We start from the raw sequence: 15,099 nt of genomic DNA, 5'->3' as shown, positions 1-15,099 counted from the left end.
CGTCCACCGTTTCATGCCCTTCCGCGACTTCCCCATCCCGTCCCGCCGCTCCGGTCCGTCCGTGAAGGGCTCCTTGAGGGAATCTGATTCCCTCAAGGAGCCCTTCACGGACCTCAGGCCCGGTCAGCTCGCCGAGTCCAGCGGGTTCGGGCCCAGTTCGGTCGGCAGGCCGAGCTTGCCCGGGTTCAGCAGCCCGGCCGGGTCCAAAGCGCGCTTCACGGCCACGAACGTCTCGAACCCGGTCCCGAGCGCGTCCGCCAGGTACGGTCCCCGCAGCAGGCCCGACCCGTGGTGGTGGCTCAGTGCCGCCCCGTGCCGTACCAGCACGGCGTTCGCGGCATCCCAGGCCGACCGGTACCAGTGCCGCCGCTTCTCCGGTTCCACGTCGCCGCGCAGCGAGAAGTACAGGCAAGCCCCGTCGGTATATGCGTGCGACTGGTGCGCCGACGCGGCCAGCGTCCCCGGCACCGCCTCGATCGCGGCGACCACCTCGTCGTAGATCGCCGGGAGCGCGGACCACGAACCGGCCATCTCGAGAGTGTCGGCGACGAAGCCCGGGCCCGGCGTGAACCCGTCGGCGGACTTGCCGACCAGCATTCGCTCGTCCAGCCAGCGGTCGAACACCGGCTGACTGTCCATTTCGGACCCGGTAGCGGCGCATTCCTCGGCGCTGACCTGGAGCATCGCGTCGACCAGCACCGGGTCGCCCTCGTCGGCGATCAGCAGCAGGTTCGTCTCCGGGTGGCCGAAGTGCGTGCCGCTCTCCAGCTTGTCGTACAGGCGCATCGCGGCCGGGGTCGCGCCGCGCTGCATGATCCGACGGCAGGCGTCCAGTCCGGCGGCGAAGGTTTCGAAGCCGTACGCGATGGCCTTCGAGTACGTCGGCAGCGGATGCGTGCGCAGCCGCACCGCGGTGATCACGCCGAGCGTGCCTTCCGAGCCGACGAACAGCTGTCGCAGGTCGGGGCCGGTCGCGGCGCGCGGGTAGTCGCCGAAGCGGGCCAGCGTGCCGTCGGCGAGGACGACGTCGAGGCCGACGACCATGTCCTCGATTTTCCCGTAACGGGTGGAAAGCTGGCCCGCGCCGCGGCACGCGACCCAGCCGCCGACCGTGGAGATTGCGAACGCGGACGGCCAGTGCCCGGTGGTCGCGCCGTGCGTCTCCTGCAGTTCCTTCTCGAAGAGGTCGCCGAACATGCCCGCCTGCACTTCGACGATCTGCGATTCGGCGTCGAACGACACGATCTTGTTGAGCCCGCACACATCCAGCACGACCCCGCCGTACACCGGAAGCGCGGCGCCGGTGACGTTGCTGCGTCCGGCCGAGACGGTCAGCGGCACCCGGTGCTCGCCGCACAGCCGGACCGCGGCCTGGATCTGCTCGACGGTGCTCACCTCGGCGATCACCGCGTCCGGGGTCGCCGGGGCGCCCGAGGTCTCGCCGATCATCGACCCGGCCCACCAGTCGCGGGTGCGCAGCACGACCTCGTCGCGTTCGGTGTGCACCGCGTCCGCCAGCCCGCGCAACGCCTCGGTCAGCGCGGCGGGCACGGCCACCGCGGCCGTCTGCAGCGACGCGTCGCCCTTGCCCGGTTCGGTGCGTCCGCCCCAGCGCGGCGGCGTCGGCGCGCCGACCACGTAATTGCCCCGGTTGAACGGGTGGGTGACGGTCTGGCGGCTGATCATGCGTTGGCTCCCAACAGATTGTCTCCGAACAGGATCGACTTCTCTCGGGCGACATCCGCCCGGTACTGGTCCACTTGTGCCGCAACGGTTTCCGGGCTGAGGCGCAGTTCCGCGCCGAGCAGTTCGCCGACGAGCGGGGCGGCCTCGACCGACGCGTCCCGCGCGAACAGCCGCAGCCGCGTCCGCCGCGACAGCACGTCGTCGACCGACCTCGCCATCTCCGAACGCGCCGCGAAGACGACCTCGGCCTTCAGGAACGGCTGTCCCTCGATGAGCGGCTCCCCCAGCGCCGGGTTCTCGTCGACCAGCGCGCTCACGAACCGCGCCTCGGTCCCGTAGCGGCCGCCGAGGTGCGCGGCGACGCCCCCGGTCGCGGCGGTCGCCTCCGCGTCGTATCCGGCACCGCCGATCAGCGGCAGGTTTTTGGTGCGGCACTTGGCTTTCCGGCCCAGCAGGCCGATCGCCTTGTCCACGACCAGCTCGCCCATGTGCCGGCTCGTGGTGAGCTTGCCGCCGGTCACCGTGACCATGCCCGCCGACACCGTGATGTGGTGGTCGCGGCGCATGTCCAGCGTCGCGCCCTCCTTGCCGCCGACGAGCGGACGCAGGCCCGCGTAGCTGCCCAGCACGTCGCCCGCGTCCAGCTTGGTATCAAAGGCAATCTGGGCGCCTTCGAGGAGGAAGTCCATCTCCTCGCGGGTGCAGTGTACGTCGTCGGTCGAGCCGGTGTAGTCGGTGTCGGTGGTGCCGACCACGACGACGTCGCCCCAGCGCGTGCAGGTGGCCCGCCGCGCGCGGCCCGGGATCGGCACGGTGACCGTGCAGTCGTTGCGGATTTTCGCCCACGGCAGCACGATGTGCACGCCCTTGGCCGGGCGGACCTGCGGCTGGTGCCCGTCGTCGGCCATGCCCTCGACCCGGTCGGCCCACACGCCGGTCGCGTTGACCACGACGCGCGCCCGGACGTCGATCTGCTCGCCGTCGGCCTGAACCGTCGCGCCGGTGACGCGTCCCCCCGCGGTGCGCAACCCGGTCACCTCGGCCCCATTCACCACCACCGCGCCGTGCCGGGCCGCGCTGCGCACGATCGCCAGCGTGAGCCGTGCGTCGTCAGCACGGCTGTCGTAATACATCAGCCCGCCCTTGAGGTTTTCCGCGCGCAGCGTCGGGGCGTGCGCGAGCACCTCGTCGACGGTCAGCCGCTGGTGCAGCTTGCCGATCCGCCAGCCGCCCGCGAGGTCGTAGGTCCACAAGAGACTCTCGAAAGCCTTGGCGATGCGGGCGTCGAACACGCCGTCCTTGGCCAGGATCGGGAACAGGAACGGCAGCCGCTGCACCAGATGCGGGGCGTTGCGGCGGAACCGCTGCCGCTCCAGCAGCGAATGCCGGACCAGGTCGAGGTTGCCCTGCTCGATGTAGCGCAGGCCGCCGTGCACCATTTTGGACGACTTCGACGACGTTCCGGACGCGAAGTCGTCGCGCTCCACCAGGGCCACCTTCAGGCCGCGGGAAGCGGCGTCGAGCGCGGTGTAGGCGCCGGTGACGCCGCCGCCGATCACCAGCACGTCGAACGTGCCGGTTTCGAGGTCGGTCAGCGCGGCGCGGCGGTCGAGCCGCAGCGGCGCGGACAAGGTCGCCCTCGCGGCGACGGCGTTCGGCCGTCGGGACGGCAGTGTGAACATGAGCTTGTCTCTCCACTCGAAAAGTTTGTAACGTCCACTAAGGACGGTCAGGACAGCGAGACCGCGAGCACGTCCTGCCAGCGGGCGCGCAGTTCGCGCCGTTCGTCCTCGGGCAGCCGAGGCTCGAAGACCTCGCCTTTCCCCAGGTGCGCAACGGCTTCGGCCAGCGACGGCCACACGCCCAGCCGGACGCCCGCGAGATACGCGGCGCCTCGCAGGCTGGCGGTCGCCGAATCGGCCACTCGTTCGATCTCCACCCCGGCGAAATCGGCCTGGCTTTGCAGGAGGACGTCGCTGGCGGCCAACCCGCCGCCCGCTCGCAGGCGGGTCACCGGCCGGTTCATCGTCGTCCGCAGTGCGTCCACGGTGTCGCTCACCGCGTGCGCGATTCCGTCGAGCACCGCACGCGCCACCACGTCGCGCGTGGTAGCCAGGCTCAGCCCGGTCAGCAGCCCGCGCGCGTCGGGACGCTGCACCGGCGTGCGCAGCCCGGCCAGCGTCGGCACGAACCAGGTCGACGTGCTTCTCGGCTGCGCCGCCGCCAGTTCGCTGATCTCCGCGGCGGAACGGAACAACCCGAGATCCTCGGTAAGCCACCGCAAGGCGGAACCGGTGGTCGAGGTGTAGGCCTCCAGGCTGAACCGGCTGTGTCCGGCGCTGCGCCAGCCGACGAGGCACAGCACGCCGTCGACCTCGCCGAGCCCGTCCGGCGGTTCGTCGCCGGCCAGCGCGCCGACGAACGTGCCGGTGCCGTGCACGCAGGTGCCCTGGCCCGGGGTCAGCGCGCCGAGCGCGATCAGCGACGCGTGCTGATCGCCCATCACCGCGGCGATCGGCACCTCGATGCCGAGCAGGCCCGGGTCGGTGCACCCGAAATCGCCGTCGTCGTCGACCGGCGGCGGGGCCAGCTCCGCCGGGAAACCCAGTGCCGCCAGCCATTCCCGGTCCCACGCGTGCTCGCGCAGCCGGTACCCCCCGAACGCGACGGCGTTGGTCGCCGACATGACATATCTGGTGCGGCCGCTGAGATGCCAGACGAGCCAGGTGTCCACCGAACCGAAGAGCACCCGGTCGGCGGGCACGTCGAGCTGGTCGAGCTGCCGTGCTGCCCACAGGAACGGAGCGCGGGTGCCGACCGGGCGGCCGGTCCGGTCCCACAGCACCGGATCCCACTCCGGAGCGAGCTTCGCCAGCTCGTCCGCGTACCGCGTGTCCTGCCACACCACGGCCGGAGCCAGCGGCCGCCCGGTCTCGCGGTCCCACAGGATCGCGGTCGCGCGCTGCGTGCACACCGACATCCCGACGATCTCGACGCCGTTCTCCCCCGCCCACACGATCGCCTGGCGGGCGACGTCGACGGTGCGCTCCAGCAACTGCGCCGCGTCTTGCTCCACTCGGGACGGTTCCGGATGGACGACGTCGACGGCGGTGTAGAACGACGGTCCGGCCACCCCGTCCTCGCCGACCACCGCTGCTCTCGTGCCGGTCGAGCCTTCGTCGACCGCCAGGATTCCGCGCCGCGTCACGCCGTCCTCCCCGGCAGGGAGATCTCCTCGTCGTCCGGGTCGACGCCGCTGCGCGTCGGGTCCCAGCGCACGATCAGGCAGGACACCAGGCCGAGCGCGGGCACCACGGCGAGCAGCGCGATCGTCGGGCCGAGCCCGATCGCCTCCTTGATCTGCGGGAACACGTACAGCCCGATGACGCTGCCGAAGCTTCCGAGCATGCCGGTCACGCCGGTGCCGAGGGTGCGCACGTCGCTGCGGTAGGACAGCGCCGCGATCGACTTGCCGTTCGCGCCCGGGCCCGCGGAGTGGAAGAAGATGAACAGGAACGGCAGCAGGAACCCGATCGCGATCGGCAGTTTCCCGAAGCCGAGCCCCATCACCAGCAGGATGGCGAACGCGAAGGCGTACCCGATCGCGGAGCTGACCCGCAGCCCGATCTTGCGGCCGAAATACGCTGACAGCGCGCCGCCGACGATCCCGGCGACGTTGAAGACCATCGACCCGAGCGTGGCCGTTTCGAACTTCTGGCCGAAGATCGCGAGGCTGATCACCGGCAGGTACCAGCCGACCGCGAAGTACTGCATGGCCTGGGTCAGCGAGATCGCCGTGGACAGGAACGTGCGCGGCAGGTAGGGCTTGCGGAACAGCACGCCCGCCTGCCGGAACCCGATCTTGCGCTCCTCGGCCGCGGCGTCCTCGGCGCTCGGCGTTCCCGGCGTCACGGCGAAACCGTAGATCCGGCGGAGGCTGGCCGCCGCTTCCGCCAGCCGCCCCTTGGACGCGAGCCACGACGGGCTCTCCGCGAGGAACGCGATCTGCAGCACCAGCAGCGCGAGCGCGAAAACCCCGGCCGAGCCGACCGACCAGCGCCAGATCTCCACCGACACCCCGGCTTTGTAGAACACCAGCGTCAGCGCGAGGTTCACCGTGGTGGCGACGTACCAGACGGACTGCCACAGGTTCAGCCGTCCGCGCAGCTTCGCCGGGGTGTACTCGGCGAGCAGCGCCATCGCGACCGCGAAGTCGATGCCGTAGGCGACGCCGACCAGCCCGCGTCCGGCCCAGACCGCCTCGAAACTGCCGCCGGTGGCGGTCAGCACCGCCCCCAGCCCGGCGATCGCCTTCGCCGCGATCAGCGGTTTGACCCGGCCGATCCGGGCGGCCAGCCAGCCGCCCGCCGGGTTGAACAGGATGGCGACCGCGGGCGCGGTCGCGGTGAGCAGGCCGACCTGGCCCGCGCTGAGCCCCAGTTCCTTGGTCATCGGCGCGAGACCGGCGCCGAGCGCGGCGTTCGAATAGGCGTCGAGGAAAAGCCCGCCCAGGACCAGGTACCACAGCAGGTTCGCCTTGCGCGGCAACGCGGACAACGTGTTGATCAGCGCGGTGACCTGCGAAACATTCGCGATCGATCGCGGCGCTGCGACCGTGGGAGAACTCATGGACCGCCAACTTTCTGCGCTGGCTGTCAGCGATCCCGGCATACGAAAAACAGACACGACGAAGACCGCTGACAGTGGCTCTTCGTCTGTGCCTGTCTGAGAACGCAAGATTAAGCGGCGTGCTCGCGGGCGTCAAGACACCCGCGAGCACGCGTCGTCAGAGCACCTTTTCCAGGAAGGCCCGAGCGCGGGGGTTCTCGTTGCCCGCGGAGAAGAACTCGGCGGGCGGCAGGTCGGCGGCGATCTTCCCGCCGTCGACGAAGACCACGCGGTCGGCGACCTTGCGGGCGAACCCCATCTCGTGCGTGACCACGAGCATCGTCATGCCGTCCTTCGCCAGCTCGGACATGATGTCGAGGACGTCCTGCACCACCTCGGGGTCGAGCGCCGAGGTGGGCTCGTCGAACAGCATCAGCTTCGGGTCCATCGCGGCGGCGCGGACGATCGCGACGCGCTGCTTCTGCCCGCCGGACAACCGGTTCGGGTACGCACCGGCGCGTTCGAGCATGCCGACGCGCTCCAGCAAGGCCCGCGCCTTCGCCTCAGCCTCCTCTTTGGACCGTTTGAGCACGTTCATCTGCGGCAACACGACATTGCGCAGCACAGTCATGTTCGGGAAGAGGTTGAAGTGCTGGAACACCATGCCCATGCGAGACCGCAGCCGGTCGAGGTCGACGCCGCGGCCGGTCAGCTCCTCGCCGTCGAACGAGACGCTGCCCGACGTCGGGGTCTCCAGCAGGTTGAGGCAGCGCAGGAAGGTGGACTTCCCGCCGCCGCTGGGCCCGATCACCGCGACGACCTGGCCGGGTTCGATCGCGAAGTCGATCCCGTCGAGCACCTGGACGTCCCCGTAGGACTTGGCGAGGCCGCGGACTTCCAACAGTGCCATCAGATGTACACCGCCATCTTCTTCTCGAGGGTGCGCGTCGTGCCGCTGATCAGGTTGGTGAGCAGGTAATAGAGCAGGCCGATGAACAGGTACACGGTCAGCGCGTCGAAGGTGCGGGAGATGATGGTCTGCCCCACCAGGAACAGCTCGTGAATGGTCACGAAGGAGACCAGCGCGGAGTTCTTCGTCAGCGACACGAATTCGTTGCCCAGCGGCGGAAGCATCCGCAGGAATGCCTGCGGGATGATCACGTGCCGCATCGCCGACACCTGCGACATGCCGCACGAGCGCGCCGCTTCCAGCTGTCCCCGGTCGATGGACTGCACGGCGCCGCGGAAGATCTCGGTCACGTAGGAGCCGCTGTAGAGCCCGAGCGAGACGATGCCCGCGGTCATCGGCGGAAGCTGGAGGCCGAGCTGCGGCAGTCCGAAGTAGATGAAGAACAGCTGCACCACGAACGGAGTCCCGCGGATCACCGACACGTAGACGTTGCCGATCCACCTGACCGGTGCGATCTTGCTGAGCTTCGCGAAGCCGCCGAGCGTGCCGAGCAGCAGGCTCAGCGCCAGCGCGAGCAGGATGACCTGGAGGCTGACCAGCAGGCCCTGCCAGAGCTGTCCCGACGAATCGACGATGGTGGAGAAGTTGAACAGCGAGTGCCCGCCCGATTTCGCCGCGGTGCTCTCCGCGCCGAACCATTTTTCGGTGGACTGCTGGTACGAACCGTCGTCGCGCATCTGCTTGAGCGCGGCGTTGAACGCGGTCCGCAGTTCCGGGTCGGCCTTCTGGAACGCGTAGCCGTAGTTCTCCTCGGTCAGCCGGTCGCCGACCTGCTTGAGGCCGCCCTGCTGCGCGATGAAGTACTTCCCGGCCGGAGCGCCGGTCACGACGGCGTCCGCCTGGCCCAGTTTGACCGACGAGAACATCTGCTCGTTGGTCTGCGCCGTGATCAGCTGCGCGGCGGGCTGGTGCTGAGCGAGCCAGTCGACGGACTTGGTGCCGACCTGGACCGCGACCCGCTTGCCGGCGAGGTCCTTGAGCGAGGCGACGGAGTTGTCCTTGTCGGACACGAAAACCGCGAGCCCGCCCGGATAGTAGATGTCCGAGAAGTCGACGGCCTTCTGCCGCGCGGGGCTGATGTAGATCGCCGACGCGCCGACGTCGATCTGGTTCGCCTGCAGCGCCGGGACGATGTTCCCGAACGGCATCTGCACGAAGTCGACCTTCTTGATGCCCGCGCGCTGCGCGAGCGCCCGGACGAGGTCGATGTCGAAGCCGAGCTGGCCGCCCTTGGCGTCGGTGAACTCGAACGGCGGGAACGTGGCGTCGGTGCCGACCCGGAGCGCGGTCTGCCCGGACCGCAGCGCGGCGAGCTTCCCGCCCTGCGGTTCGGCCGCGCTCGCGGTGGCCGCGCTCATCGGCAGGAACGCGAGCAGGCAGGCCAGCAGCACGGCGCCGAGCCGCGGCCGGATTCGCTGAGGGGGCATGGTCAGTGTCCTTCCGGGACCGGACGGCTCGTCACGAGCGTGTGCGCGAGGCGGGCCGCGATCCGGGCTGTGCGGTGGTCGACGTCGTAGACGGGGTTCAGTTCGGTGAGGTCGGCGAGGACGAGCTTCGGGTCGCTCGCGACCAGCCGGCACACCTCGAGGACGACCGCGGCGGGTACGCCGAGGCTCGCGGGAGCGCTGACCCCTGGCGCCTGCGCGGCGGGGAGCACGTCGAGGTCGATCGACAGATACAGCGCGTCGACGTCCGAGACGAAGGCCCGGACGAAGTCGAGAACTCGGTCGAGATGGCGTTCCTGGCAGTCGACGTCCAGCAGGTGGCGGACGTTCAGCTCGGCGGCCGTCCGGAACAACGCGGCGGTGTTGCCGGGTTCGCTGATTCCGACCACGGCGTAGGCGAATTCCGCGCCGCGTTCGGCTTCCCGGGCGGCGATCTGCCGGAACGGGGTGCCCGAGGACGCGCGGTCGGCCGTCCTCAGGTCGAAGTGCGCGTCGAGGTTGAGGACGCCGAGGCGTCGGCCGTCGAGCAGTCCGCTGCGGGCGAGGCCGAGATAGGAGCCGTACGCCGTTTCGTGGCCGCCGCCGAGCACCAGCGGGAAGTTTCCGGCGCTGAGCTGCTTCGCGACCAGCTCGCCGAGGCTTTCCTGCCCCGCTTCCAGCTCGTCGCCTTCGACGACGACGTCCCCCGCGTCGCTCACCGCGAACTCGGCCGGGAGCGCGAACGACGCCAGCGCTTGCCGGATCGCGTTCGGCCCGGCCTGCGCTCCCGGTCGTCCGCCGTTGCGCCGGACCCCCGCGTCGCTGGCGAACCCGAGCAGCGAAACGCTTGGGGCGGCGGAGAATTCGTGGACGGCGTGGTGCCATCGGCGATGGTCCGGACCGCGGCCGTCGTCGCGTCCGGTCCACTTGGCTGTGCTCACACGTGCTCCTGCAATCGGCTGATGTCCTGCGCGGCGGCGTGGGTGAGCGTGACGAGGGAATCGCGGCGCGGGCGCACGCGGAAATCCGGGGCCATCGTGCTGACCGTGCCGATCAGGTTCCGCTGCCGGTCCAGCACCGGCACGCTCACGCCCCACACGCCCGGGTCGACCTGGCCGACGCTCTCCGCGAAACCCTGGTCCCGGACCCGGCGCAGCTCGGTTTCCAGCTTCGCGACCTGCTCCCCGCTCAACCCGTGCGCTCGCGCGGACTTCGCGACCCGGTCCTCCGGCAGGTACGCCAGCAACGCCTGCGCACTCGCCCCGAACACCAGCGGTTTGCTCAGCCCCGGCGAGAAACTGCACCGGATGACGCGGGTCCCCTCGGCCGCTTCGACGCAGAGCACGTCGTTGTCGCGAGCGATGAGGAACGCGGCGAGTTCGTCGGTGTCCGCCGCGAGCTGCCGCAGCCGCCGCTTGACGCCGCCCTGGCCGAGCGCCTCGCGGCGGTAGTTCTCGGCCATCTGGACGGTGAGCGAACCCGCGCAGTACCGGCCGCGGGTGCGCGCCTGGTGCACGAGGCCGATCTCGACGAACGTCGTGAGGTAGCGGTACACGGCGCTGGACGGAATGCCCGTGCCGACGGAGACCTCCTCCGCCGTGGCGCTCTCCCGCTCGGCGAAGACCGCCAGGATCCGCGCCGCCCTGGTCCCGGCTTTCCGGTTGGCATCCGCGCTTGTCATGGCGCGCACGCTACGTCGCGAGCGGACGGGTTCCTAGCGGGTATTCCCAGTTAATGGGAAGTTTATTCCCGGTGATTGGCTGTGTGCGGAGCGGAGCTACGCTCCCGTCAGCGGGGGCGTTCTCCGCTGGGCGGGCACGTCGGATCCCGGTGGCCCGGCCCGGCGATCCTGCTGACGAATTCGGTGCTGTCGCTGACCCGCCGCGCCTGCGGGAACTGGACCCGGAACTGTTCGGCGAGGCCCTCGGTGCCGGTCTGGTCTTTCGGCACCACGATCACGGCGGCGGGCATGACGTCCGCCTCCGTGAGCTCCAGCAGCTCCGGCTCGTTCGCGAACATTTCCCGGAACCTCGCATAGCCGTCCTGTTTGGTCTGGGGGTAGCTCCGCAGGACCCGCGGATCGCCGCGCAGGGTCCGGGCGACCGCCGCCATCTCGGCATCGGTGCCGACCAGGACGGCCACGGTGTTCGCGCAGACCTCACGGTCGCCGATCGGGATCGGGCGAGTCCGGCAGCGCGTACCCGTCCACGCCGCGCCCGCAGAACCACCACCAGGTCGAACCTCCCGCGACGGCGAGGATCGCCAGCACGACCGCGGCCGTCGCCAGCCGGCGCCGGCGGGGAAGGCGCGGCCTCGCCTCCGGCCTCTCGGGTTCTTGGCCGGCACCGGGAGCCCGGTCGTTCATCGCGTTTCCCTGTTCTTCGCGGACGAGGACAAAACCCCCGCGACACTAGCCGACCCCGTACGGAATACTCCCCTGGTGTTCCTGACAGTCACCACGACTCACCAGCCCGCTTCCGACCTGGGGTTCCTGCTGCACAAGCACCCGGGCCGGGTCCAGTCGTTCGAGCTTTCCGCCGGCCAAGCGCACGTCTTCTACCCCGAGGCGTCCGGCACGCGGTGCACCGCCGCGCTGATGCTCGAGGTCGACCCAGTGGCGCTGGTGCGCGGCAAGGCGGGCTCCGGCGACGGGTTCACCCTGGGCCAGTACGTGAACGACCGCCCCTACGCCGCGTCGAGCCTGCTTTCCGTGGCGCTCAAGGAAGTCTTCCGCACCGCGCTCACCGGACGGTGCAAGTCGCATCCGGAGCTGGCGGCCAGCGCGATCCCGCTCGACATCCGGATTCCGGCGTGTCCGGGCGGCCTCGACCTGGTGCGCCGGATGTTCGAACCCCTCGGCTGGACCGTCGAGGCCACCGTGCTCCCGCTGGATCCGCAGTTCCCGCAGTGGGGCGATTCGCGCTATGTCGACCTCCGGCTCACCGGCGAGCTTCGGCTGGCCGACGCGCTCAACCACGTCTACGTGCTGCTCCCGGTCCTCGACAACGCGAAGCACTACTGGGTCAGCGAAGACGAGATCGACAAGCTCCTGCGCGCGGGCGGCGACTGGCTCGCCGGGCATCCGGAGAAGGAGCTGATCACCCGCCGCTACCTCGCGCACCGGCGGGCTTTGACGACCGCTGCGTTGACGCGGCTGGCCGAAGTGGACGATTCGGAGCCCGAGGAAATCGACAACGCGCTCGCCGAGCCGGCCGTTCTCGAAGCGGCGGACCGTCCGGTGCCGTTGGCCGAGCAGCGGCGCGGCACGATCATGGCCGTGCTCCGCTCGCTGGGCGCGCGTTCGGTCGGCGACTTCGGGTGCGGCGAAGGCGCGCTGGTGCGCGATCTGCTGGCCGAGAAGTCGGTGGAGCGGATCGTGGCCGCGGACGTCTCGGCCCGCGCGCTGCAGGTCGCGGCGCGGAAGCTGCGGCTGGAGCGCCGGTCCGAAACGGAGCGCGCGAGGCTGGAACTGCTGCAGTCCTCGCTCATCTACCGCGACGACCGGCTCGCGGGCCTCGACGCGGCGGTGCTGATGGAGGTCGTCGAGCACGTCGATCCGCCGCGGCTGGAAGCGCTGGAGCGCGCGGTGTTCGAGTTCGCCGCGCCGCGCGCCGTGATCGTGACCACGCCCAACCGCGAGTACAACGTGCGGTTCGCATCGCTGCCCGCGGGCAAGCTGCGCCACCGGGACCACCGGTTCGAGTGGACCCGCGCCGAGTTCCGCGCGTGGGCGGACCGGGTCGCGAGCGGCTACGGCTACGGCCTGCGGATGCTGCCGGTCGGTTCCGACGACCCCGAGGTCGGCCCGGCGACGCAGCTGGCTCTGTTCACGAAGGGAGGCGCGGCATGAGCACTCTGGAGGTCCCCGAACTGTGCCTCGTCGTGCTGGTCGGCGCGAGCGGGTCCGGCAAATCGACGTTCGGCCGCACGCATTTCCGGCCGACCGAGGTGATTTCCTCGGATTTCTGCCGCGGCCTGGTGTCCGACGACGAGAACGATCAGTCGGCGACCAAGGACGCGTTCGACGTCCTGCACTACATCGTCGGCAAGCGGCTCGCCGCCGGGCGGCTGACCGTGGTCGACGCGACCAACGTGCAGCCCGATTCGCGCAAGTCGCTGGTCGCGCTGGCCAGGGAGCACGACGTGCTGCCGGTGGCGATCGTGCTGGACCCGCCGGAATCGCTGTGCGTCGCGCGCAACGCCGAACGGCCCGACCGGACCTTCGGCGCGCACGTGATCCGGCGGCAGCGAGACCAGCTGCGCCGCGGATTGCGAAGCCTGCAGAAGGAAGGCTTCCGGACCGTGCATGTCCTGCGCACTCCGGAAGAGACCGCCGAGGCGACGATCACGCGGGTCCCGTTGTACAACGACTTGCGGCACGAAACCGGGCCGTTCGACATCGTCGGCGACATCCACGGCTGCCGCGTCGAACTCGAAACGCTGCTCGGCGAACTCGGCTACGCCGTCGAACGCGACGACCAGGGCCGCGCGATCGGGGCGAAGCATCCGGAGCGGCGGGCGGTGTTCGTCGGCGATCTCGTCGACCGCGGCCCGGACACGCCGGGTGTGCTGCGGCTCGTGATGGGCATGGTGCGCGCCGGAAACGCCTTCTGTGTCACCGGAAACCACGAGCACAAGCTGCTGCGCGCGCTGCGCGGCCGGAACGTGCAGGTCACCCACGGTCTGGCGGAGTCGCTGGAGCAACTGTCGGCCGAGAGCGAGGAATTCCGCGCGGAGGCGCAGGAGTTCATGGACGGCCTGATCAGCCACTACGTCCTGGACGGCGGCCAACTGGTCGTCGCGCACGCGGGGATCACCGAACGCTTCCAAGGCCGCGCGTCCGGGCGCGTGCGGAGCTTCTGCATGTACGGGCAGAGCACCGGCGAGACCGACGAATTCGGCCTGCCCGTGCGCTATCCGTGGGCGAACGAGTACCGCGGCCGCGCGATGGTCGTGTACGGCCACACGCCGGTGCCCACGCCGGAGTGGGTGAACAACACCCTGTGCCTGGACACCGGCTGCGTGTTCGGCGGGTCGCTCACCGCCTTGCGGTATCCGGAAAAGGAGATCGTCTCCGTCCCGGCGGCCGAGGTCTATTACGAGCCCGCCAAGCCGTTCCCCGCCAACCCGGCGGCCGCGGAACCCGCCGCGCGCCGCGACCCGGGCGTGCTCGACGTCACCGACGTCCTGGGCCGCCGGGTGATCGAGACCGCGTACCAGAAGCGGATCGGCGTCCGCGAGGAGAACGCCGCGGCGGCGCTGGAGGTGATGTCGCGGTTCGCGATCGACCCGCGCTGGCTGGTCTACCTGCCGCCGACCATGTCGCCGGTCGCCACCGCGACGGCCGACGGGCTGCTCGAACATCCCGAGCAGGCGTTCGACTACTTCCGCGCGGAAGGCGTGGATTCCGTGGTGTGCGAGGAAAAGCACATGGGTTCGCGCGCGGTCGCGCTCGTGTGCCGCTCGCTCGACGCCGCGCGGGCTCGCTTCGGCGCGCCCGGCGACGCCCTCGGCGCGGTGTGGACGCGGACCGGACGGCACTTCTTCCCCGAGACCGTGACCGCCGAAGTCGTCGACCGGATCCGCGCGGCGGCGGAGAAGGCCGGGCTGTTCGACGAACTCGGCTCGGACTGGGTGCTGCTCGACGGCGAACTGCTGCCGTGGAGTGTGAAGGCCGAACAGTTGCTGCGCGAGCAGTACGCGGCTGTCGGCGCTGCGGCCCGCTCGGCGCTCCCGGTCGCCGCGAACGCACTGGCCGCCGCCGAGGCGTCCGGGCTCGACGTGTCCGCATTGTTGGAGCGCACGCGTTCCCGCTCAGCCAACGCGGACGCGTTCGCCGCGTCGTACCGCCGCTATTGCTGGCCGACCGACGGTCTCGACGGCGTCCGCTTCGCGCCCTTCCAGGTGCTGGCGTCAGCGGGCCAGGCGCACCACAAGCGGCCCCACGATTGGCACTTGACGCTCGCGGATCGGCTCGTGGAGAGCAGCGACGGATTCCTCGCCCCGACCGGCCGCCTGTCGGTCAGCACCACCGATCCCGCCTCGGTCGCCGCGGCGGTCGACTGGTGGACCGGACTCACCGCGAAGGGCGGCGAGGGCATGGTGGTCAAACCGGCCGCCAACCTCGTCCGCGGCTCGCACGGGCTGGTGCAGCCAGGGCTGAAGGTTCGCGGACGGGAATACCTGCGGATCATCTACGGCCCCGACTACACCGAGGAGCGCCACCTGTCGCGGCTGCGGCAGCGTGGCCTCGGCCACAAGCGCTCGCTCGCGCTGCGGGAGTACGGCCTCGGCCTGGAAGCGTTGGACCGCCTCGCCCGCGACGAGCCGATGTGGCGCGTCCACGAGTGCGTTTTCGCCGTGCTGGCCTTGGAATCCGAACCGGTCGACCCTCGCTTGTAGACAGAAGCC

General features: G+C 70.4%; 12 protein-coding genes. 2 read left to right on the top strand and 10 right to left on the bottom strand.

The window, feature by feature from the left end; all coding sequences use genetic code 11:
• Positions 1-123: 123 nt before the first annotated feature.
• The 10 genes from CU254_RS16625 to CU254_RS16580 all read right to left on the bottom strand — a co-directional run bounded on the left by CU254_RS16625 (position 124) and on the right by CU254_RS16580 (position 11,053).
• Positions 124-1,686 (bottom strand): FAD-binding oxidoreductase, encoded by a 1,563-nt coding sequence (locus CU254_RS16625; RefSeq protein WP_009077615.1) that lies wholly within the window; start codon positions 1,684-1,686, stop codon positions 124-126.
• The gene (locus tag CU254_RS16620) at positions 1,683-3,368 is read right to left on the bottom strand and encodes a glycerol-3-phosphate dehydrogenase/oxidase (RefSeq protein ID WP_037713881.1); all 1,686 of its coding nucleotides are present in this window, start codon (positions 3,366-3,368) and stop codon (positions 1,683-1,685) included. Before CU254_RS16620 ends, CU254_RS16625 begins: the two co-directional genes overlap by 4 nt.
• Before the next feature lie 47 nt (positions 3,369-3,415).
• Positions 3,416-4,894 carry an FGGY-family carbohydrate kinase gene (locus CU254_RS16615; RefSeq protein WP_009077613.1) on the bottom strand — a complete coding sequence of 493 codons (1,479 nt, stop codon included), beginning with the start codon at positions 4,892-4,894 and terminating at the stop codon, positions 3,416-3,418.
• A complete protein-coding gene (locus CU254_RS16610; RefSeq protein WP_009077612.1) occupies positions 4,891-6,315 on the bottom strand; it encodes an MFS transporter in 1,425 nt (474 codons plus the stop codon). The genes CU254_RS16615 and CU254_RS16610 overlap by 4 nt, the downstream gene beginning before the upstream one ends.
• A 157-nt stretch (positions 6,316-6,472) precedes the next feature.
• Positions 6,473-7,198, bottom strand: coding sequence for an amino acid ABC transporter ATP-binding protein (locus CU254_RS16605; RefSeq protein ID WP_158688130.1), 726 nt, complete (start codon positions 7,196-7,198; stop codon positions 6,473-6,475).
• 5 nt (positions 7,199-7,203) lie between these two features.
• A complete protein-coding gene (locus CU254_RS16600; RefSeq protein ID WP_009077610.1) occupies positions 7,204-8,691 on the bottom strand; it encodes an ABC transporter permease subunit in 1,488 nt (495 codons plus the stop codon).
• 2 nt (positions 8,692-8,693) lie between these two features.
• Entirely contained in the window at positions 8,694-9,629 is a 936-nt protein-coding gene (gene hutG, locus CU254_RS16595; RefSeq protein ID WP_009077609.1) for a formimidoylglutamase, read from the bottom strand.
• Complete coding sequence (locus CU254_RS16590) at positions 9,626-10,369, bottom strand: IclR family transcriptional regulator (RefSeq protein WP_037713879.1); 744 nt, start codon at positions 10,367-10,369, stop codon at positions 9,626-9,628. Before CU254_RS16590 ends, hutG begins: the two co-directional genes overlap by 4 nt.
• A gap of 107 nt (positions 10,370-10,476) precedes the next feature.
• A complete protein-coding gene (locus CU254_RS16585) occupies positions 10,477-10,830 on the bottom strand; it encodes a permease-like cell division protein FtsX (protein ID WP_037713876.1) in 354 nt (117 codons plus the stop codon).
• Positions 10,831-10,846: 16 nt separating this feature from the next.
• Positions 10,847-11,053, bottom strand: a complete 207-nt coding sequence (locus CU254_RS16580; protein ID WP_037713875.1) for a hypothetical protein — start codon at positions 11,051-11,053, stop codon at positions 10,847-10,849.
• Positions 11,054-11,128: 75 nt separating this feature from the next.
• On the opposite strand from CU254_RS16580, the gene CU254_RS16575 reads away from it, so the two are divergent.
• A complete protein-coding gene (locus tag CU254_RS16575; protein ID WP_037713873.1) occupies positions 11,129-12,538 on the top strand; it encodes a 3' terminal RNA ribose 2'-O-methyltransferase Hen1 in 1,410 nt (469 codons plus the stop codon).
• Entirely contained in the window at positions 12,535-15,090 is a 2,556-nt protein-coding gene (locus tag CU254_RS16570; protein WP_009077604.1) for a polynucleotide kinase-phosphatase, read from the top strand. Before CU254_RS16575 ends, CU254_RS16570 begins: the two co-directional genes overlap by 4 nt.
• Positions 15,091-15,099: the final 9 nt, after the last annotated feature.

Origin of the sequence: Amycolatopsis sp. AA4 (assembly GCF_002796545.1) — a bacterium.
Classification (GTDB): domain Bacteria; phylum Actinomycetota; class Actinomycetes; order Mycobacteriales; family Pseudonocardiaceae; genus Amycolatopsis.
Note: the sequence above shows the minus strand (reverse complement) of the source record. Positions and strands in the feature narration are given on the sequence as shown.

Bases quoted from the DNA above. Each gene is read 5' to 3' on its own strand.
- CU254_RS16620 (WP_037713881.1), bottom strand. From the start codon at position 3,368: ATGTTCACACTGCCGTCCCGACGGCCGAACGCCGTCGCCGCGAGGGCG.
- CU254_RS16610 (WP_009077612.1), bottom strand. From the start codon at position 6,315: ATGAGTTCTCCCACGGTCGCAGCGCCGCGATCGATCGCGAATGTTTCG.
- CU254_RS16580 (WP_037713875.1), bottom strand. From the start codon at position 11,053: ATGAACGACCGGGCTCCCGGTGCCGGCCAAGAACCCGAGAGGCCGGAG.
- CU254_RS16570 (WP_009077604.1), top strand. From the start codon at position 12,535: ATGAGCACTCTGGAGGTCCCCGAACTGTGCCTCGTCGTGCTGGTCGGC.
- CU254_RS16625 (WP_009077615.1), bottom strand. From the start codon at position 1,686: ATGATCAGCCGCCAGACCGTCACCCACCCGTTCAACCGGGGCAATTAC.
- CU254_RS16590 (WP_037713879.1), bottom strand. From the start codon at position 10,369: ATGACAAGCGCGGATGCCAACCGGAAAGCCGGGACCAGGGCGGCGCGG.
- CU254_RS16600 (WP_009077610.1), bottom strand. From the start codon at position 8,691: ATGCCCCCTCAGCGAATCCGGCCGCGGCTCGGCGCCGTGCTGCTGGCC.